Origin of the sequence: Brevibacterium salitolerans (assembly GCF_039531405.1) — a bacterium.
Lineage (GTDB): Bacteria > Actinomycetota > Actinomycetes > Actinomycetales > Brevibacteriaceae > Brevibacterium > Brevibacterium salitolerans.
The window spans coordinates 226,831-244,259 of sequence record NZ_BAAAPZ010000008.1; the positions used below are offsets into that span (position 1 = coordinate 226,831).

The window sequence follows — 17,429 nt, forward strand, 5'->3', positions numbered from 1 at the left end:
ATGACCGATCAGGGACAGCACGGGACCGGGGCGGACCGCCCCATCGTCAGCTGCCGCGGCCTCTGCGTGGACTTCGGCGCGGTCAGGGTGCTCAAGGGAGTGGACGCCGAGGTGGCGCAGGGCCGCGTCGTGGGACTCGTGGGCGAGTCCGGCTCCGGCAAGTCCACGCTGGCGAAGGCCATCGTGGGCATGAACCGGATCTCCGAGGGCGAACTCTGGGTGGAGGGGGAGGAGGTCTCCCGGGCGAGCAGGGCGCAGCGGCACCGGCTGTACAGGAAGGTCCAGTACGTGCCGCAGGACCCCTACTCCTCGCTCAACCCGCGGCGGACCATCGGGCAGACGCTGGCCGAGGCCGTGGATCCCGTCGACGGCACCCCGCGCAGGCACGCGGAGCGGATCGCTGAGGTGCTGGAGACGATGTGGCTGGAGCCCTCCGACGCCCGGAAGTACCCGCACGAGTTCTCCGGCGGACAGCGGCAGCGGATCGCGATCGCGCGCGCACTGCTCGTGGATCCTGCGCTCATCGTCGCGGACGAGATCACCTCCGCGCTGGACGTCTCCGTGCAGGCGGAGGTGATCCGGCTGCTGCAGGAGCTCAAGACCGGCGGGAACTACTCGATGCTGTTCATCACCCACAACCTCGCGGTGGCGCAGGAGGTGTGCGACGACGTCATCGTCATGCTCCACGGGGAGATCGTGGAGAGCGGGCCCATCGCACAGGTATTCCGGAATCCGGCGACGGAATACACCCAGAAGCTGCTCGATTCCGTGCCGGGCGGACCGGGATTCTCGCTGTGAGGTGAATGCGGAGGATTCCCCCTGCGCGTATTTCCCGCCATTCCCCGGTGTGTGGGGGAATGGCGGGAAACGGTCGTCCTCTCCATATGGATATCTGCTTCGGAGAGGCGGATCCGCCTCTCTGCGTTCCGCCTTTCTGTGCGTCGCCGCGTCCGCGTCTCAGCCCTGCCGTGTGAGCGCGTTCCAGGCGAGTGAGGCCAGGGCGGCGGCCTGTTCGCCCAGGAGGCCGTCGTCGAACTGCACCTTGGGGGAGTGGTTGGTCGCCGCACCCGGCTCGACGCCCTCCGGCACCGCGCCGAGGAACACGAAGGTCCCGGGCACCTCCTGGAGCACGTAGGAGAAGTCCTCCGAGCCCATGCGCGGCTGCTCCATGACGCGCACCCTCTCCTCGCTAAAGACGGCGGTGAGGACGCGCAGCGACTCCGCCGTCTCGTCTGCGGCGTTCACGGTGGGCGGGTAGAGGTCCACGAACTCCACCTCCGCCGTGCACCCGTGCGTCGCGGCGACGCCCCGGGCGACCTCGGCGCTGCGGCTCCGCACCCGCTCCAGCGACTCGCGGGACAGCGTGCGGATCGAGGCGCCCACCTCCGCCGTCTCCGGGATGACGTTGATGGCGGCGGAGCCGCGCAGCTGGGTGACGGACAGGACGACGGGATCGAAGATGTCGAACTCGCGTGTGACCAGCACATTCAGGGCGGTGACGAGTTCCGCGGCGGCGGGCACCGGATCCACATTCAGGTGCGGGGCGGAGCTGTGGCCGCCGCGGCCGCGGATCGTCACCCGCAGCTCCGCGACCCCGGCCATGATCGGTCCGGGGCGGGTGGCGAACACGCCGCGGTCGCTGGACACCACATGGATGGCGTAGGCGGCGACGGGCCTCTCGCCCGTGAGTTCGAGAAGACCCTCTGCGATCATCGGCTCCGCGCCGCCCTCGGCCTCCTCTGCCGGCTGGAACATGAAGACGACGGTGCCGGGCAGCTCCGCGCGGTGGGTGTGGAGGAGCCGCGCAGCGCCCACGAGACCTGCGGTGTGGAGATCGTGCCCGCAGGCGTGCATGTTCCCGTTGGCCGAGGCGTATTCGAGTCCGGTCTCCTCTGCGACGGGAAGGCCGTCCATGTCGCCGCGGAGCAGGACGGCGGGGCCGGGCCTCCCGCCGCGCAGCACCGCGGCGACCGAGGTCAGCGAGGTGCCCGTGGTGATCTCGAGGTCCAGTTCCGCGAGGGCGTCGAGCACCTGCCGCTGGGTCCGGGGCAGGTGGCGGCCCAGCTCGGGGTCCGCGTGCAGGCGGCGTCGCAGCGCCACGAGGTCGGAGAGGTGGGAGGCGGATTCGGTGAGGAAATCGGGCGTCATCGCTCCTGCTTTTCGAAGAGGGGATTCCCGCGCGGACTGCGCGGTGAACGTGCATTCGCATCCTCGCACGGAGAATGTCGCCGATCAATACTCGGACGCCGGCGGAAAACGGCGCATGAATGCGTATGCTTGAATCGCGGGTTTCGCTCGCGCAATTCTGTCAGCAAGAAATCGAATCAGGTGGAGGGGCGCATGACGACGGACACGGCGGAAGAAGTGGAGGGGGCGGTCGCCGAGCTGCGTGCCGCACACCTGCCGCAGGTGCGCGGCACCCTCGAACAGGTCGCCGCGGATCTCCACGCGAGGCCGGAGATCCGCTTCGAGGAGCGCTTCGCCGCCCAGCGCCTCTCGGACGAGCTCGAGGCCGCGGGATTCGCCGTGGAACGCGGCACCGCCGGTCTCGAGACCGCGTTCGTGGGTCGCTGGTCCACGTCCGGCGCGGATGACTCGACCCCCACCATCGCCGTCTTCTGCGAGTTCGACGCCCTCGAGGGGATGGGTCACGGCTGCGGGCACAACCTCATCGCCGCGTGCGGCCTCGGTGCGGGCCTGCTCCTCAAGCGCGTGCTGACCGAGCATGCGGACCCGGGGAGGAAGGCCGGTGGGGCGGGCACGACCGAGGCCCGCGTCGTCGTGATCGGCTCGCCGGGGGAGGAGGGCGCGGCCGGAAAGGTCCCGATGATCGAGGCGGGAGTGCTCGACGGAGTGGACCTCGCGGTGATGGTCCATCCGGCAGGCGGCGATGCCGTGGGCGGGACCAGCCTGTCCCGGGTGGCGCTCGACGTGGACTTCCGCGGGCGTGCGAGCCACGCCGCCGGCGCGCCGGAGCGCGGCATCAACGCGCTGGACGCGAGCACCCTCTCACTCACGGCGATCGGTCTGCTGCGCCAGCAGCTGCCGGACGATGTGCGGGTCCACGCGATCGTCACGGACGGCGGGCAGGCGCCCAACATCATCCCCGAGCACACTGCCCTGCGGTGCTTCGTCCGCGCCGCGGACAATGCGGTCCTCCTCGACGACGTCGTCCCGCGGGTGCGGCGCTGCTTCGAGGGCGCGGCCCATGCGACCGGCTGCGAGGTCGAGATCGCCCAGAACACCCCGCCGTACCTCTCGCTGGTCTCCAACCCCACGCTCACGGAGCTCGCCCGGCGTGCCTTCCTCGCGACGGGGCGGGCGCTCGCCGGCGGCGATGCGGGCTCCGGATCCACGGACATGGGCAACGTCAGCCAGGTCGTGCCGGCCATCCATCCCATGATCTGCCTGGTGGAGGGGGTCTCCCCGCACACGCGGGAGTTCGCCGCGGCTGCAGGGGAGGCGGAGACCGCGGCACCGGTGATCGCCGACGGAGCGGTCATCCTCGCCGCGGTCGCGCTCACGGTCTTCAGGCATCCCGCCCTCGCGGCGCGGGCGCGGGAGGAGTTCTCCGCGAGGTGAGGGCGCGGAGGCGCAGGTGGCTCCCGCCCGCATCGGCCTCGGGCGCAGGCGATGCGGGGCACATGGCCCGGCCGTCCTCGCCCGGATGGCGGACCGACTGCAGAAATTATCTCGACGTCAAGATATGATGGTGAGGGATACCACCGCGGGTCGGTGCTGCCGATCGCAGAGGATCGACCCTGACTTTAAGGAGAGCAGTCGATGATCGACCACGAAGTCCGGACGTACAAGAGCTCGGAGAACCTCGCCCGTGAGGACCAGCTCGCATGGAAGATCGCCGAGGTCGCAGCCGACGACGTGGCCGTCGACCCGGCGGTCGAGGACATGGTCATCAACCGTGTCATCGACAACGCCTCGGTCGCAGCGGCCTCGGTCCGCCGCTCCGCCCCCACCCACGCCCGGGAGCAGGCGCAGACGCACCCCATGAAGCCGGGCGCGCCCGTGTTCGGACTCTCCCTGGACGAGACCGTCTCCCCGGAGTGGGCGGCCTGGGCCAACGGAGTGGCCGTGCGCGAGCTCGACTTCCACGACACCTTCCTCGCCAAGGAGTACTCGCACCCCGGCGACAACATCCCGCCCATCCTCGCCGTCGCCCAGCACAAGGGCATCGCGGGCGCGGACCTGGTGCGCGGCATCGCCACCGGCTACGAGATCCAGGTGGACCTCGTCAAGGGCATCTGCCTCCACGAGCACAAGATCGACCACGTCGCGCACCTCGGGCCCTCCGCCGCGGCCGGCATCGGCACGCTCCTGCACCTGCCCACGGAGGTCATCTTCCAGGCCGTGCAGCAGGCCCTGCACGTGACGACCGCCACCCGCCAGTCCCGCAAGGGCGAGATCTCCTCCTGGAAGGCCCACGCACCGGCGTTCGCCGGCAAGATGGCCGTGGAGTCCGTGGACCGCGCGATGCGCGGCGAGGGTGCGCCCAACCCCATCTACGAAGGCGAGGACGGGGTCATCGCCTGGCTGCTCTCCGGCCCGGAGGCCCGCTACACCGTGCCGCTGCCGGCCAAGGGCGAGGTCAAGAGGGCGATCCTGGACACCTACACCAAGGAGCACTCCGCGGAGTACCAGGCGCAGGCGCTCATCGACCTGGCCCGGAAGATCGGCGCGCAGATCGAGGACTTCTCGAAGATCCGCAAGGTCACCATCCACACCTCGCACCACACCCACAACGTGATCGGCACCGGTGCGAACGACCCGCAGAAGATGGATCCCAAGGCCTCGCGTGAGACCCTGGACCACTCGATCATGTACATCTTCGCAGTCGCCATGGAGGACCAGGCCTGGCACCACGAGCGCTCCTACGCGCCGGAGCGCGCCGGCCGTCCGGAGACCGTCGAGCTCTGGCACAAGATCGAGACCCGCGAGGATCCGGAGTGGACCCGCCGCTACCACTCGACGGACCCGGACGAGATGGCCTTCGGCGGCCGTGTGGAGATCGAGTTCGAGGACGGCTCCACGCTCGTCGACGAGCTCGCCGTGGCAGATGCGCACCCCAACGGCGCACGTCCCTTCGCCCGTGAGAACTACATCGAGAAGTTCCGCACCCTGGCCGAGGGCATCATCACGGAGGCGGAGCAGAACCGCTTCCTCGACCTCGCGCAGAACCTCTCCAGCCTCTCCGGCGAGGAGGTCCGCCGGCTGTCGTTCACCGTCGAGGGCCTCGCGCACTCCGGCTCGAAGGGGATCTTCTGATGCTGGGCGCCACCACACCGGCCCACGAACGCCGCAAGCGGTTCCGCGAGCTGCTGGCGGGCAGCGAGATCGTCCAGTTCCCCGGCGCGATCAACCCGCTCAACGCCCAGCTCATCGAGCAGTCCGGGTTCGAGGGCGTCTACATCTCCGGCGGTGCGTTCTCCGCCGCGCAGGGGCTGCCGGACATCGGGCTGACCACGCTCACGGAGGTCGTCGACCACGGCCGGAACATCTCCCGCGTGACCAACCTGCCCACGTTCATCGACGCGGACACCGGCTGGGGCGAGGCGATGAACGTCGCCCGCACCGTGCAGGAGTTCGAGGACGCCGGGCTCTCCGGCCTCCACCTCGAGGACCAGGTCAACCCCAAGCGGTGCGGCCACCTCGACGGGAAGGAGGTCGTGTCCACGGCGGAGATGACCAAGCGGATCTCCGCCGCGGCGAAGGGCCGCCGCGACGAGAACTTCGTCATCTGCGCCCGCACGGACGCCCGCGCGGGCGAGGGCCTGGATGCGGCGATCGAGAGGGCCAAGGCCTACATCGACGCCGGCGCGGACATGATCTTCCCCGAGGCCATGCGTGACCTGGGCGAGTTCGAGACCTTCGCCAAGGCCGTGGACGCGCCGATCCTGGCCAACATGACGGAGTTCGGCAAGAGCGAGCTGTTCACCACCGAGCAGCTCGCAGGAGCGGGCGTGCGCCTCGTCATCTACCCTGTCACTACGCTCCGGCTCGCGATGGGTGCGATCAAGGACGGTCTGCAGGCCATCCGCGCCGAGGGCACACAGGCCTCCGTCGTGGATCGCATGCAGACCCGCGCGGACCTGTACGAGACGATCGACTACGGGGCGTACAACGAGTTCGACGCCGACGTCTTCAACTTCTCCCAGGAGGGACACAAGTGACTGAGCAGGACATCAAGAAGGGCCTTGCCGGTGTCGTCGTCGACACCACCAAGATCTCCAAGGTCGTGCAGGAGACCAACTCCCTGACGTACCGCGGCTACCCGGTCCAGGAGCTCGCGGCCAACTGCAGCTTCGAGGAGGTCGCCTACCTCATCTGGAACGGCGAGCTGCCCACGCAGGCACAGCTCGCGGAGTTCAACGAGCGTGAGCGCAGCCAGCGCGCCATCTCCCAGGAGCTCGTGGACATCATCCTGGGCCTGCCCCAGGACACCCACCCCATGCACGTGGTGCAGACGGCCGTCGCCTACCTGGGCGCGGTCGACCCGGAGGCCGAGGCCGAGGGCGAGGAGGCGAACCGCCGCAAGGCCGAGCGCCTCTACGCACAGCTGCCCACCGTCGTGGCGATCGACCACCGTCGCCGCCACGGCCTGGACCCCGTGGCACCCAGCGCGGAGCTGAGCTACGCGGAGAACTTCTTCAAGATGGTCTTCGACGAGGTGCCGGAGCCGGAGGTCGTGCGCTGCTTCGACATCTCGCTCATCCTCTACGCGGAGCACTCCTTCAACGCCTCCACGTTCACCGCCCGCGTCATCACCTCCACCACCTCGGACATGTACTCCGCGGTGGCCGGAGCGGTGGGCGCGCTCAAGGGCGCGCTGCACGGCGGTGCCAACGAGGCCGTCATGGCGATGCTGGAAGAGGTCGGCACGGCGGACAGGGCCAGCGCCTGGATCGACGAGGCGCTGGCGAAGAAGGCCAAGATCATGGGCTTCGGACACCGCGTCTACAAGAACGGCGATTCGCGCGTGCCCACCATGCGCAAGGCGTTCGAGGAGATGGTGAAGGTCAAGGGCGCCGACGACCTGCTCGCGCTGTACAACGCGTTCGAGGAGGACTTCGTGGGCCGCAAGGGGATCTACCCCAACCTGGACTACCCGTCCGGCCCGGCCTACCACCTCATGGGCTTCGACACCCCGCAGTTCACGCCCATCTTCGTGATGGCCCGCATCACCGGCTGGACCGCGCACATCATGGAGCAGCAGGCGTCCAACGCGCTCATCCGCCCGCTGTCCGCCTACGACGGCGCGGAGCAGCGTTCGGTCCCCACCGAGCGCTGAACATCCCGCCGCGTCGTGAGCACGTCATGAGCACGAAAGCCCACGGCGTCCGCGCGATTGCCTGAACGTCCTGCGCTTTCGTGACACGCGGCTCGGCATCGCCGCGAGGGCTCGCGGCACCGGTTCCGGCCGGGACATCCTTCACGGGTGTCCCGGCCGGAGGCGTATCCGGGTCCTGTTCGTTCCCGCGCACCCGCTCTGCGGCGGTGCACCGGTGTCCACCCCGCGAACCCGCTCCGCCGGCGCAGCCTCCTCCACCCCGGCCGCACCCGCCCCGGCCGCATCTCCTCATCCGTCGCACACCGTCTTCCGGAAGGACACGCACCCATGACCGCCTCCGCCTCCCTTCCCGGGCAGTCCGGCCCGGACCTCCCCCTCGTCGAGGGCTTCCGCTTCGACCTCGAGGACGGCATCGGGGTCCTCACGCTGGACCGGAACGCCAAGCTCAACGCGCTCTCGCGCCCCATGTGGCAGGCGCTGCCGGCGATCGTCGCCGCGATCGACGCCGCACCGGAGGTCCGTGTGCTGGTGCTGCGCGGCAGCGGCGGCAACTTCTCCGCGGGCTCGGACATCGGCGATCTCAACGTCCCCCTGGAGGAGTTCTGGGCGGTGAACTCCACCGCCGAGGCCGCCCTCGCCGAGTGCGACGTCCCGACCATCGCGGCGATCGAGGGCGTGTGCGTGGGCGGCGGCACGGAGCTGGCCGCCGCCTGCGATGTGCGGATCGCGGCACCCGGCTCCCGGTTCGGCATCACCGCCGCGAAGCTGGGCCTCGTCTACCCGCCCGGTCCCACTCGCCGGTTCGCCGCGGCGGTGGGCGAGTCGTGGGCGCGGTACCTCCTGCTCACCGGTTCGCTCATCGGCACGGAGAAGGCGGAGCAGCTGGGGTTCCTGCACGAGGTGGCGGAGGATCCGCATGCGGCGGCGCGGGCCACGGCCAGGCGGATCGCGGGCCGCTCCGCCTTCAGCCAGACCGGCCTGCTGCGCGTCCTGCGGGACGAGGCCCTGGATCCTGCGGGCTGGCTGGGTGACACCTACCCCGTCGAACTCGCAGAGGGACAGGCGGCGTTCTTCGCCAAGCGCGCGCCGGAGTTCGGCTTCACCCGTCAGGACTGGCAGGACTGCCCGGACCGGCAGGACTGAGCGGTGCGGCTCCCCACTGCCGCCCGGCCCGCCTCGGAGCACGTCACGCACTGTCTGCTCGACGCGCAGGGCGCGGTGCTCTCCGCGGCGGAGGGGACGCGCCGGCTCTACGCGGCCAGCACCATCAAGCTGCACGTCCTGTGGGCTGCGCTGCGAGCGTGCGGAGCTCCGGCCCGGTGACACAGTCGCCGTCCGGAGGTCCTTCCGCGGGGCCGGCGGTGACGTGTTCGCGCTCCACGGAGAGCACCTGGATCCCACCCATCCGGCAGACGGGACGCGGCTCAGCATCGCGGAGCTGATGCGGCGGATGATCGACCGCTCGAGCAACGAGGCGACGAACCACCTCATCGAGATGCTCGGGCTGCGACGGGTGGCAGAGGGAGTGGACGAGCTCGGGCTCTCCGCCACGTCCGTCCGGCGGATGATCGGCGATCCGGCGGCGGTGGAGCGTGGCCTCGCGAATGAGACCTGTGCCGCGGACCTCGCCCGCACGCTCCTCGCGCTGGTGCGAGGCACCGGTCTCTCGGAGTCCTCCCACCGGTTCGCAGCGGCGGCGCTGGAGGCCCAGCGCATCCGGATCATCACCCCTGCTCTGCGGGCCGGCGTCCCCTCCGGGTCGAAGTCCGGCTGGGTGGACGGCTATCGCCACGATGCGGCCTTCCTCGGAGCGCCTGGCTCCTCCGGCATGCGGGTGCTGGCCGTCATGACCGCCGGGATGGACGAGGCCCGGGCCGATTCCGTGATCGCGGGGACGGCCCGGACGCTGCTGCCGGACCTCGCCGGCTGAGCCCTGCGGGCGTCAGGCCGCGGAGTCCTCCGGCGGCAGGCGCCTCAGGCCCAGGCCGGGCCCGCCGCACAGCCGCAGCATCCCTCGCTCCTCCGCGAACCCGCCGTCCGGGACGTCCTCGGCGAACCAGGCGGGCGAGTCCAGGTCGATGGTCGTGACGGCCGGGTGCGCGAATGCCAGGTGCGCGGCGGCCGTGATGGAGATGCGCGGCTCCATCATGGCGCCCATCATGCATTTCAGCCCGGCCTCCTGCGCCACATCCGCGATCTCCAGGGCAGCGGCGATCCCACCCGTCTTGGCGAGCTTGATGTTGAACAGGTCCGCTGCCTGCGCATCGACCAGGCGCCGGGCGTCATCGGGGCTCCACACGGACTCGTCGGCCATGATCGGCACCGCGGACTCCGCGCGCACCCGCGCCAGCCCTGCCGTGTCCGCCGCTGCCACCGGCTGCTCGACCAGGTCGACGGGAAGCCCGTCGGCGGCGAACGCGGCCAGGCTGCGGCATGCCTCCTCGACGGACCAGCCCTGGTTCGCATCGAGCCGCAGGCGAACCTCGGGCACGGCCTCCACGACGGCACCCAGCCTCCGGCGGTCCGCCTCCGGGCTGCTCCCCAGCTTGATCTTGAGGATGCGGGTGCCGGAGTCGAAGGCCGCACGGGCGTGTGCGGCCATCGTCTCCGGGCTCTCCAGCGAGACGGTCATGTCATTGGGCATCGCGCCGTCCGCCCGGCCTCCGAGCAGCTCTGCCAGGGGGATCCCCGCGGCCTGTCCCCACGCATCGTGGAGCGCGACCTCGAGGGCGGCCTTCGCGCTGGTGCCGCCCGTGCCCGTCGCAGCGATGAGGCGGGAGAACGTGCGCAGGTCGCCGGTGCGGCCCTCGAGAGCGGGCCGCAGGGCCGTCATGAGCAGTCGCTCGATGGACTGCGCGGTCTCGCCCGTGACCGCAGCCGTCTCCGCGGCGCTTCCCTGACCCGTGACCCGCACGGGCCGCCCGTCCGCGTCCTCCCCGGTGAGGACGACCTCGGCGACGACGTACTCGACGGAATCGGTGCGGCGTGCCGCCGTGACGAAGGGGCGCAGCAGCGGGACCCGGTGCCTGTGGGCGCGGACGGAAGACAGCCTCGCGCGCATCTGCGTCGCCGGATGCCGGCGCAGGACGGCCGGCCTCACAGCGCCGCCATGAGCTGAGCCGCGGCCAGGCCCACGAACGTGCCCAGGAACGATCCCATGAGCGCGAAGAGGACGCCCACGGGCACCAGCTGCCGGTTGAATGCGCCGGCGACCACGGGAGCGGAGGCGATTCCGCCGATGTTCGCCGTCGAGGCCACGGCGAGGGAGAACAGCTCGGTGCGGGTGAGCTTGGCGTAGAGCACGAGGATCGCCCCGTGGATGAGGACCACCAGTGCGCCGACGAGCAGGTACAGGGGCGCTTCCGTGAGGGCGGAGAAGTCGGAGCCGCTGGCGATCTGGCCGATCACCACGAAGAGCATGAGGGTGGCGACCTCGGAGGCGCCGGCGGTGCGTCCCACCGGTGTGAGCGCGATGAGGAGGCCGGCGACGGAGACGAGGAGGATCGTCCACGTGGTGCCGTTGACCACCGCTCCCCATTCGGGAAGCAGCCCACCCACCCAGGTCGCGGCGATCGAGACCGTGAGCGAACCGAAGACCACGACGGCGAGGGAGGGGACGGTGACCGGCCTGCTCTGCGCGTCGTCCTCCTCGCCGGCATGGGCGTCCAGGTACGAGGTGTCCGCGCCCACCCAGCGGTTGAAGCGCGGCGAGACCGCCACAGAGGCGAACATCAGCATGAGCCAGACGGAGTAGATGATCGTGTCCGTGATGAGTGCGTAGCCGAAGATCGCCTCCGGCGCCTGCAGGATGTCCTGGACGGCGACCATGTTGGCGCTGCCTCCCGTCCAGGAGGCGAGCAGGGCGCCCAGGACCTTCCACGCCTCCGGATCGAGCACCCCTCGGAACAGCGCGAAGACGAGGACCATAGCCACGGCGAGGGAGGCGGCGGCGACGAAGTAGGTCAGCAGCAGGCGAGGTCCCAGCCGGACGATGCGCCGCAGATCGCAGCCGAAGAGGAAGAGGAGGATCATCGCCGGGAGGAGGACGTCCTTCACCTCCGTGATCGGACCGCGGACGGACTCGTCCGCGCTGAAGAGTCCCAGCGAGTTGAGTCCCGCGCAGAGGAGGTACATGAGCACCATCCCCGGCACGTATCTGAACAGCGTCCAGCGGGTCGTGCGTTCGAGGACGAGGAGCACGCAGGACAGGCCCAGCAGGACGCCGAGCATGAGCAGGCCGTCTGTGATCATGGTTGAGCTCCGAGGGTCGGGCACGGCGCGTCCGGAGCCCTGGAGGGGACGTGGTCTCAGCGGACCCGGTCCTCAGAACAGAGAAAGCCGGAAGCGCTGTCACCGCACCTCTGCGTGAGAGGCGCGGTGACAGCGCTTCCGGCTGGTACCGGTTCGGTGAGGTCCCGGGCGGTCGGAGCGCGGCTGTGCGTCTATGTCATCGTGTCCGCCGCCAAGTCGCGGTACTTCGCAGCCGCATTCCGCACCGCTGCGGCGAGCGCGCGCTGCGAGGAACCGTGGTACCTGACGGTGATGGACGTCACGAGGCTATCATCGTCGAGGATCGAACGGCCCACGAGGAGTCTCCGCACGAACTCGGCGGTGAGCGGCAGCGCCGCTGTGCAGTCGGCGGCCCTGATGGTGTGATCGCGGGTGTCGATGACGAGGCCGATGAAGAACTGGCCCCACTGCGCGGTGATCGGGTTGTTGCTGGGCGCCTTCGCCTCTCCCATGAGGTAGACCGTCCCGGCCCAGTCCGTGGCATCGGCATTCATGGCAGGAGCCTAGCGGCCGGAGGGCGCCTCGTCCCGCGCACACCCCGGCCACGGGCGGCCCCCGCAGCCACTACGATGTCTGTCAGCCGCGCGCGGAACCGCACGCGGCACCGGCGCACCCGCAGACGAGAAGGACACCCCATGACCCAGGCCTACCACGCGGACTCCACGGACCTCGAGAACAAGGAGATCCTCACGTGGGAGCGGTTCGGCTCGGCCTCCCGCGAGCTCGCGCAGGTGATCGCGGACTCCGACTTCGAACCGGAGATCGTCATCGCCATCGCCCGCGGCGGTCTGCTGCCCGCCGGCTCGCTCGCCTACGCCCTGGGTCTCAAGCTCTCCGACGCCATCAACGTCGAGTTCTACACGGACGTCCACGAGACGCTGCCGGATCCCGTCCTGCTCGCGCCCATGCTGGACACCGAGTCCCTCCGGGACAAGAACCTCCTGGTCGTCGACGACGTGGCGGACTCCGGTCGCACGCTCGCTCTCGTGCTCGACCTCCTCAAGGGCCACGGCGCCCACGCGCGCTCGGCCGTCATCTACGCCAAGTCCGCCTCCGTCGTGGAGCCGGACTTCGTGTGGCGGCACACGGACGAGTGGATCGTCTTCCCCTGGTCCGCCGAGGAGCCGGTGAAGCCGTCGAAGTGAACTCGCCCGTCACGCCCGCCGCCGGCTCCTCGGCCGCCTCCGTCCGCGCGGCCGAGACCCCCTCGGACCGGCTCGGCTCACCCGTCCTCCCGTACACCGCGGTCCTCTTCGACTGCGACGGCGTGCTCGTGGACTCGGAGTCCATCACCCAGTCCGTCCTCCGCGACATGCTCGAGGAGCTGGGATGGTCGCTCACCCGCGAGGAGTGCATCCGGCTCTTCGTGGGCAAGGCGCTCAAGGACGAGTGGGAGGTCATCCTCCGCCACACGGGCGTGCGCATCGACGATGCGTGGCTCGCGGCGTTCCGCGAGCGCCGGAACGCCGCCCTGCGCACCGACCTGACCTCCGTCCCGGGCATCGAGTCCGCGCTCGAGGCCGTGCGCGCGGCCTACGGCGACCGCATCGCCGTGGGCACGGGCGCGGACCGCGGCAAGTGCGAGCTGCAGCTGGGACTCACCGGCCTCGACCGGTACTTCTCCGGGCGCGTCTTCTCCGGCATGGAGATGCCCCGCTCCAAGCCCGCACCGGACGTCTACCTCGCCGCGGCACGCGCCCTGGGCATCGACCCGGCCGGCGCCGCGGTGATCGAGGACTCCGCCGCCGGCGTCCGTGCGGGTGCGGCCGCCGGCGCGCGGGTCCTGGGCTTCTCCCGCGGGGACGTCGCCAGCACCCCGGCTGCAGAGCTCCTCGCCGCAGGCGCCTCCGAGGTCTTCGCGGACATGCGCGAGCTCCCCGCCCTGCTGGGAGCCTGAACACCCGGCACCCGAGGCCGTCGCCTCACAGCGGGCCCGCCGGGCCCACCGCGTGTGCCCGATCCCCGCGCCCGAGGCCGTCCCGCCTCGGGCGCGGGGCCCGGTTCCCGCAGGGCACCCGCACCCTTTCCACCTGGCGGTCACGTGTGCGTGATGCACCCGCCGGCAGGATTACACTGACCGTGTGCGCCTCGCAGTCCTCGACATCGGTTCCAACAGCGTCCACCTCCTGGTGGTCGACGCTCACGTGGGTGCGCCTCCGCTGCCCGCCACCAGCCACAAGGAGGTGCTGCGGCTCGCGGAGTACCTCAAGGACGACGGCTCGATCTCCGCGTACGGGCAGAACCGGCTGGTGGACTTCGTGCGGGAGGCCATCACCATCGCGGAGAACCAGGGATCGGAGCAGATCCTCGCGTTCGCCACCTCCGCCATCCGCTCCGCCCCCAACGGCGAGGAGACCATCGCCCTCATCAAGGAGCAGACCGGGGTGACGCTCAATGTCATGAGCGGCGAGGCGGAGGCCCGCATCACCTTCCTCGCGGTGCGTCGCTGGTTCGGGTGGTCCGCGGGCGGGATCCTCATGCTGGACATCGGCGGCGGCTCCCTGGAGCTCGCCGCCGGCCGCGACGAGTACCCGGACGCGGCGCTCTCCGTCCCCCTGGGGGCCGGCCGCATGCACCGCGAGTTCCTCGCCGGCGACATGCCGGAGCTCGCGGACGTGGACGCACTGCGCAAGCATGCCCGCTACACGGTGGGCCGCATCGCCGGCCAGATCAACCGCGTGGGCACCCCGGACAAGGTCGTGGGCTCCTCCAAGACCTTCCGCTCGCTGGCCCGCATCGCAGGCGCCGCACCCAGCAGCGCGGGAATCTTCGTCCCGCGGACGCTCAAGCGCAAGGACCTCCCGGGCATCATCGACGATCTGATCCGGCGCACGCCGCAGGAGCGCGCACAGCTGCCCGGCGTCTCCGAGGCGCGGGCCGGTCAGGTGCTCGCGGGCGCCATCGTCGCCGAGGCCGCGATGACCGTGTTCGACGTGTCCACCATGCACATCTCGCCGTGGGCGCTGCGCGAGGGCATCATCATGCGCCGCATCGACCTGCTGGACTCCTCCGAGACTCTCTCGCCCACCCGCGCGGCGGTTCCGGGCCTTCTGGAGGACCCGCACGCGGAGGCCGCGGCGCACGCCGGGCAGCTGCCCACCACCTCGGTCTCGGAGGCCATGGCCACCCGCAGCCCCACCGCCCCGAGCGGAGCCTCGGCGGCGACCCTGCTGTGAGGGGAGCGGAATGAGCCAGTCGCACACCGGGCGCAGGAGGCCCTTCACCGCACCCAATTCCGCGAAGGGCAACTCGAAGCGGCACCGTGACGCCCTCCGCCTGCAGCAGCACTCCACCGGTCACCGTTCGGTGCACGACATCCGGGTGGGCCTCTCCACCTCCTCCGTCTACCCCATGACGGTGCGCGAGTGCTTCGACGTGGCCGGCCGCCTCGGCTACGACGGGGTCGAGGTGATGATCACCAACAACGAGGAGACCCAGGACCCGGAGCTCATGCGCCTGCTGAGCCGGTCCTCGGGCCTGCCGGTCATGGCGATCCACGCACCCACGCTGCTGTTCCTGCCCCGCGTCATGCACCGCGACCACTGGGAGAAGCTGCGGCTCACCGCCCAGCTGGCCAAGGACGTGGGCGCGGAGACGGTGGTTCTGCACCCGCCGTTCCGCTGGCAGGGCGACTACGCCCGCCGCTTCGTGCCGGGGGTGCGTGAGATCGCACAGGAGATCGGCGTCGCACTCGCGGTGGAGAACATGTACCCGTGGCGGGCGGGCATCCGCGAGGTGCTGGTGTACTCCCCGGACTGGGACAACACGCACCAGGACTACGACGACGTCACCTTCGACTTCTCCCACGCCTCGACCGCCGGGGTGAACGCGCTGGACGCCGCGCGGACCCTCTTCCCCCGGCTGCGTCACGTCCACCTCACGGACGGCTCCGGCTCGCTCACGGACGAGCACCTGGTGCCCGGCCGGGGCCGGATGCCCGTGGCGGAGACCCTCCAGTACCTCGCCCGGCACGACTGGTCCGGCGACGTCGTCGTGGAGGTCAACACCCGGTTCGTCCGCAAGCGCTCCACCCGCGATGCGATGCTCGCCGAATCCCTCGCCTTCGCCCGGACGCACCTGGGGCTGGACGCGGGCTGAGGCTCGCGGGCGGCTCACCGGCGGTGGTGCGCCGGCCGCAGCTGCGGCGCGCGTCTGCCTGACATCGCACCACTGCCACCCGTAGTAGCCTCGACGCCATGAGCATCGCTTTCATCGGCACAGGCAACATGGGCGGAGCGCTCCTGCGGGGGATCCTCGCAGGAGGGCAGGAGCCCGGCGGGGTCACCGCCACCACCCGGGGCGCGGCCTCGGCGGAGGAGCTCGCTGCGGAGCTGGGCATCCGCGCGCTCTCTCTCGAGGCGGATCCCACGGCCAACCGCACCGCCGTGACGGGAGCGGATCTCGTGTTCCTGGGCGTCAAGCCCTGGATGCTCGCGGACACGCTCACGGAGGTCCGGGACGCGCTGGCCCCCGGTGCCGTCCTCGTCTCGATGGCTGCCGGTGTGGACGCCGCGACGATCCGGCGGGCCGCTCCCGGGCATCCCGTCGTGCGGATCATGCCGAACACGCCGTGCGCGGTGGGCGCGGGGGTCATCTCCCTGGCACCGGACGCGCAGGTTCCTGTCGACGTGGTCGAGGAGCTCACGGCGCTGCTGACCCCGGTGGGTCTCGTCGTCCCCGTCGAGGAGGCGCAGCTGCCGCTGCTCACCGGGATCTCGGGCTCCGGCGTGGCCTACTTCTTCCAGCTCGCGGAGCACCTTGTCGACACCGCCGTGGCGCAGGGGCTGGACGCCGAGGTCGCCGCCCGGACCGTCGCCGCGACCGCCGCGGGTGCGGGCAGGCTGCTGGCCGACCGGCCCGAGCCCGCCGCCCTGCGCACCGCCGTCACCAGCAAGGGCGGCACCACGGCGGCGGCCCTGGACGCGTTCGCCGCGGGCGGGTTCGCGCAGCTGGTGGAGAATGCCGTGCAGGCTGCCGAGGACCGCTCGCTGGAGATGGAGGCGGAGAACCGTGGCACCGTGGGGAACTGAGATGAAACGCCGCCGTCCGCGGCCGGGCGCCGGCGATGAGCATTCCGCCGTGCTGGTCGTGGGGCTGGGCCGCTTCGGCTCCTCGACGGCGCGCACCCTCCTCCGGCTCGGGCGGGAGGTCATGGCGATCGAGCGCAGCCCCGAGCTGGTGCAGGAGTTCTCGGGGACCCTCACCCATGTCGTCGAGGCGGACGCCACCAACATGAGCGCGCTCAAGCAGGTGGGCGCGGGGGACTTCTCCACCGCAGTGGTGGGGATCGGCTCCTCGGTGGAGGCCAGCGTGCTCACCACGGCCAACCTCATCGACCTCGGCGTCGAGCAGATCTGGGCGAAGGCGATCTCCGCCGCTCACGGGAAGATCCTCAAGCGCATCGGTGCGGAGCACGTCCTCTATCCGGAGACCGAGGCCGGAGACCGCGTGGCGCACCTCGTCAGCTCCCGGATGCTGGACTACATCGAGTTCGACGGCGGTCACTTCGCCGTCGTGAAGATGCGGGCGCCCAAGGAGATCCACGGCCTCACGCTGGGGGAGTCCGGCATCCGCGGCAAGTACGGCGTGACCGTGGTGGGCATCAAGACGCCGGGCAAGGACTTCACCTATGCGGCGCCGGAGTCGCGGGTGAGCAGCCAGGACGTGCTCATCGTCGCCGGCAACGTGCAGCAGCTGGGAGCCTTCGCCGCCCAGCCGTGAGCGGGGCTGCTGGCTGCCCCAGACGGGAGCATCGCTAACGAAACTTCGTGTCTGCTGATTCGTCCGGTTTGCACTGTGGAAGTGGCGAATCCGCAGACGGGAGCGGCAGCGCGGC

Annotated in this window: 18 protein-coding genes; 14 read left to right on the plus strand and 4 right to left on the minus strand. The window is 70.8% G+C overall.

Annotated features, from left to right (window positions below):
- Positions 1-798: an ABC transporter ATP-binding protein gene (locus ABD240_RS10940; protein WP_344337210.1), complete on the plus strand. Its 798-nt coding sequence runs from the start codon at positions 1-3 to the stop codon at positions 796-798.
- A gap of 159 nt (positions 799-957) precedes the next feature.
- Here the strand turns inward: ABD240_RS10940 and ABD240_RS10945 are convergent, their stop codons facing one another.
- Positions 958-2,148: a M20 metallopeptidase family protein gene (locus ABD240_RS10945; protein ID WP_344337212.1), complete on the minus strand. Its 1,191-nt coding sequence runs from the start codon at positions 2,146-2,148 to the stop codon at positions 958-960.
- A 192-nt stretch (positions 2,149-2,340) separates the two neighbouring features.
- On the opposite strand from ABD240_RS10945, the gene ABD240_RS10950 reads away from it, so the two are divergent.
- From ABD240_RS10950 to ABD240_RS10980, 7 genes are all read left to right on the plus strand, one after another.
- Entirely contained in the window at positions 2,341-3,582 is a 1,242-nt protein-coding gene (locus tag ABD240_RS10950; protein ID WP_344337214.1) for an amidohydrolase, read from the plus strand.
- 201 nt (positions 3,583-3,783) lie between these two features.
- A complete protein-coding gene (locus tag ABD240_RS10955; RefSeq protein ID WP_344337216.1) occupies positions 3,784-5,280 on the plus strand; it encodes an MmgE/PrpD family protein in 1,497 nt (498 codons plus the stop codon).
- Complete coding sequence (gene prpB, locus ABD240_RS10960; protein ID WP_291793151.1) at positions 5,280-6,185, plus strand: methylisocitrate lyase; 906 nt, start codon at positions 5,280-5,282, stop codon at positions 6,183-6,185. The genes ABD240_RS10955 and prpB overlap by 1 nt, the downstream gene beginning before the upstream one ends.
- Entirely contained in the window at positions 6,182-7,303 is a 1,122-nt protein-coding gene (locus tag ABD240_RS10965) for a bifunctional 2-methylcitrate synthase/citrate synthase (RefSeq protein ID WP_291793149.1), read from the plus strand. The genes prpB and ABD240_RS10965 overlap by 4 nt, the downstream gene beginning before the upstream one ends.
- A 327-nt stretch (positions 7,304-7,630) precedes the next feature.
- Entirely contained in the window at positions 7,631-8,446 is an 816-nt protein-coding gene (locus ABD240_RS10970) for an enoyl-CoA hydratase/isomerase family protein (RefSeq protein ID WP_344337219.1), read from the plus strand.
- Positions 8,447-8,449: 3 nt separating this feature from the next.
- Entirely contained in the window at positions 8,450-8,626 is a 177-nt protein-coding gene (locus ABD240_RS10975) for a hypothetical protein (protein ID WP_344337221.1), read from the plus strand.
- 43 nt (positions 8,627-8,669) lie between these two features.
- Complete coding sequence (locus ABD240_RS10980; protein WP_291793140.1) at positions 8,670-9,233, plus strand: serine hydrolase; 564 nt, start codon at positions 8,670-8,672, stop codon at positions 9,231-9,233.
- A gap of 12 nt (positions 9,234-9,245) precedes the next feature.
- On the opposite strand, the gene ABD240_RS10985 is transcribed toward ABD240_RS10980, so the two are convergent.
- The 3 genes from ABD240_RS10985 to ABD240_RS10995 form a co-directional block, all read right to left on the minus strand.
- Positions 9,246-10,364 carry a dipeptide epimerase gene (locus ABD240_RS10985; RefSeq protein ID WP_344337224.1) on the minus strand — a complete coding sequence of 373 codons (1,119 nt, stop codon included), beginning with the start codon at positions 10,362-10,364 and terminating at the stop codon, positions 9,246-9,248.
- 35 nt (positions 10,365-10,399) lie between these two features.
- On the minus strand, positions 10,400-11,554 hold the full coding sequence (locus ABD240_RS10990; protein WP_344337226.1) for a DUF819 family protein: 1,155 nt from the start codon (positions 11,552-11,554) through the stop codon (positions 10,400-10,402).
- A gap of 191 nt (positions 11,555-11,745) precedes the next feature.
- The gene (locus tag ABD240_RS10995; RefSeq protein WP_291793367.1) at positions 11,746-12,087 is read right to left on the minus strand and encodes a DUF3870 domain-containing protein; all 342 of its coding nucleotides are present in this window, start codon (positions 12,085-12,087) and stop codon (positions 11,746-11,748) included.
- Positions 12,088-12,228: 141 nt separating this feature from the next.
- On the opposite strand from ABD240_RS10995, the gene ABD240_RS11000 reads away from it, so the two are divergent.
- The 6 genes from ABD240_RS11000 (at position 12,229) to ABD240_RS11025 (ending at position 17,314) form a co-directional block, all read left to right on the plus strand.
- Entirely contained in the window at positions 12,229-12,738 is a 510-nt protein-coding gene (locus ABD240_RS11000; RefSeq protein WP_291793370.1) for a phosphoribosyltransferase, read from the plus strand.
- Positions 12,687-13,490, plus strand: a complete 804-nt coding sequence (locus ABD240_RS11005; RefSeq protein ID WP_291793372.1) for an HAD family hydrolase — start codon at positions 12,687-12,689, stop codon at positions 13,488-13,490. The genes ABD240_RS11000 and ABD240_RS11005 overlap by 52 nt, the downstream gene beginning before the upstream one ends.
- 184 nt (positions 13,491-13,674) lie before the next feature.
- Positions 13,675-14,769: a Ppx/GppA phosphatase family protein gene (locus tag ABD240_RS11010; RefSeq protein WP_291793375.1), complete on the plus strand. Its 1,095-nt coding sequence runs from the start codon at positions 13,675-13,677 to the stop codon at positions 14,767-14,769.
- Between the two features lie 10 nt (positions 14,770-14,779).
- Complete coding sequence (locus tag ABD240_RS11015) at positions 14,780-15,691, plus strand: sugar phosphate isomerase/epimerase family protein (RefSeq protein ID WP_344337231.1); 912 nt, start codon at positions 14,780-14,782, stop codon at positions 15,689-15,691.
- Between the two features lie 98 nt (positions 15,692-15,789).
- Positions 15,790-16,623, plus strand: coding sequence for a pyrroline-5-carboxylate reductase (gene proC, locus ABD240_RS11020; RefSeq protein WP_344337233.1), 834 nt, complete (start codon positions 15,790-15,792; stop codon positions 16,621-16,623).
- Position 16,624: 1 nt separating this feature from the next.
- On the plus strand, positions 16,625-17,314 hold the full coding sequence (locus ABD240_RS11025; RefSeq protein ID WP_291793384.1) for a potassium channel family protein: 690 nt from the start codon (positions 16,625-16,627) through the stop codon (positions 17,312-17,314).
- Positions 17,315-17,429 lie beyond the last annotated feature (115 nt).

Bases quoted from the DNA above. Each gene is read 5' to 3' on its own strand.
- ABD240_RS10940 (WP_344337210.1), top strand. From the start codon at position 1: ATGACCGATCAGGGACAGCACGGGACCGGGGCGGACCGCCCCATCGTC.
- ABD240_RS10945 (WP_344337212.1), bottom strand. From the start codon at position 2,148: ATGACGCCCGATTTCCTCACCGAATCCGCCTCCCACCTCTCCGACCTC.
- ABD240_RS10950 (WP_344337214.1), top strand. From the start codon at position 2,341: ATGACGACGGACACGGCGGAAGAAGTGGAGGGGGCGGTCGCCGAGCTG.
- ABD240_RS10955 (WP_344337216.1), top strand. From the start codon at position 3,784: ATGATCGACCACGAAGTCCGGACGTACAAGAGCTCGGAGAACCTCGCC.
- prpB (WP_291793151.1), top strand. From the start codon at position 5,280: ATGCTGGGCGCCACCACACCGGCCCACGAACGCCGCAAGCGGTTCCGC.
- ABD240_RS10970 (WP_344337219.1), top strand. From the start codon at position 7,631: ATGACCGCCTCCGCCTCCCTTCCCGGGCAGTCCGGCCCGGACCTCCCC.
- ABD240_RS10985 (WP_344337224.1), bottom strand. From the start codon at position 10,364: ATGCGCGCGAGGCTGTCTTCCGTCCGCGCCCACAGGCACCGGGTCCCG.
- ABD240_RS10990 (WP_344337226.1), bottom strand. From the start codon at position 11,554: ATGATCACAGACGGCCTGCTCATGCTCGGCGTCCTGCTGGGCCTGTCC.
- ABD240_RS10995 (WP_291793367.1), bottom strand. From the start codon at position 12,087: ATGAATGCCGATGCCACGGACTGGGCCGGGACGGTCTACCTCATGGGA.
- ABD240_RS11000 (WP_291793370.1), top strand. From the start codon at position 12,229: ATGACCCAGGCCTACCACGCGGACTCCACGGACCTCGAGAACAAGGAG.
- ABD240_RS11015 (WP_344337231.1), top strand. From the start codon at position 14,780: ATGAGCCAGTCGCACACCGGGCGCAGGAGGCCCTTCACCGCACCCAAT.
- proC (WP_344337233.1), top strand. From the start codon at position 15,790: ATGAGCATCGCTTTCATCGGCACAGGCAACATGGGCGGAGCGCTCCTG.
- ABD240_RS11025 (WP_291793384.1), top strand. From the start codon at position 16,625: ATGAAACGCCGCCGTCCGCGGCCGGGCGCCGGCGATGAGCATTCCGCC.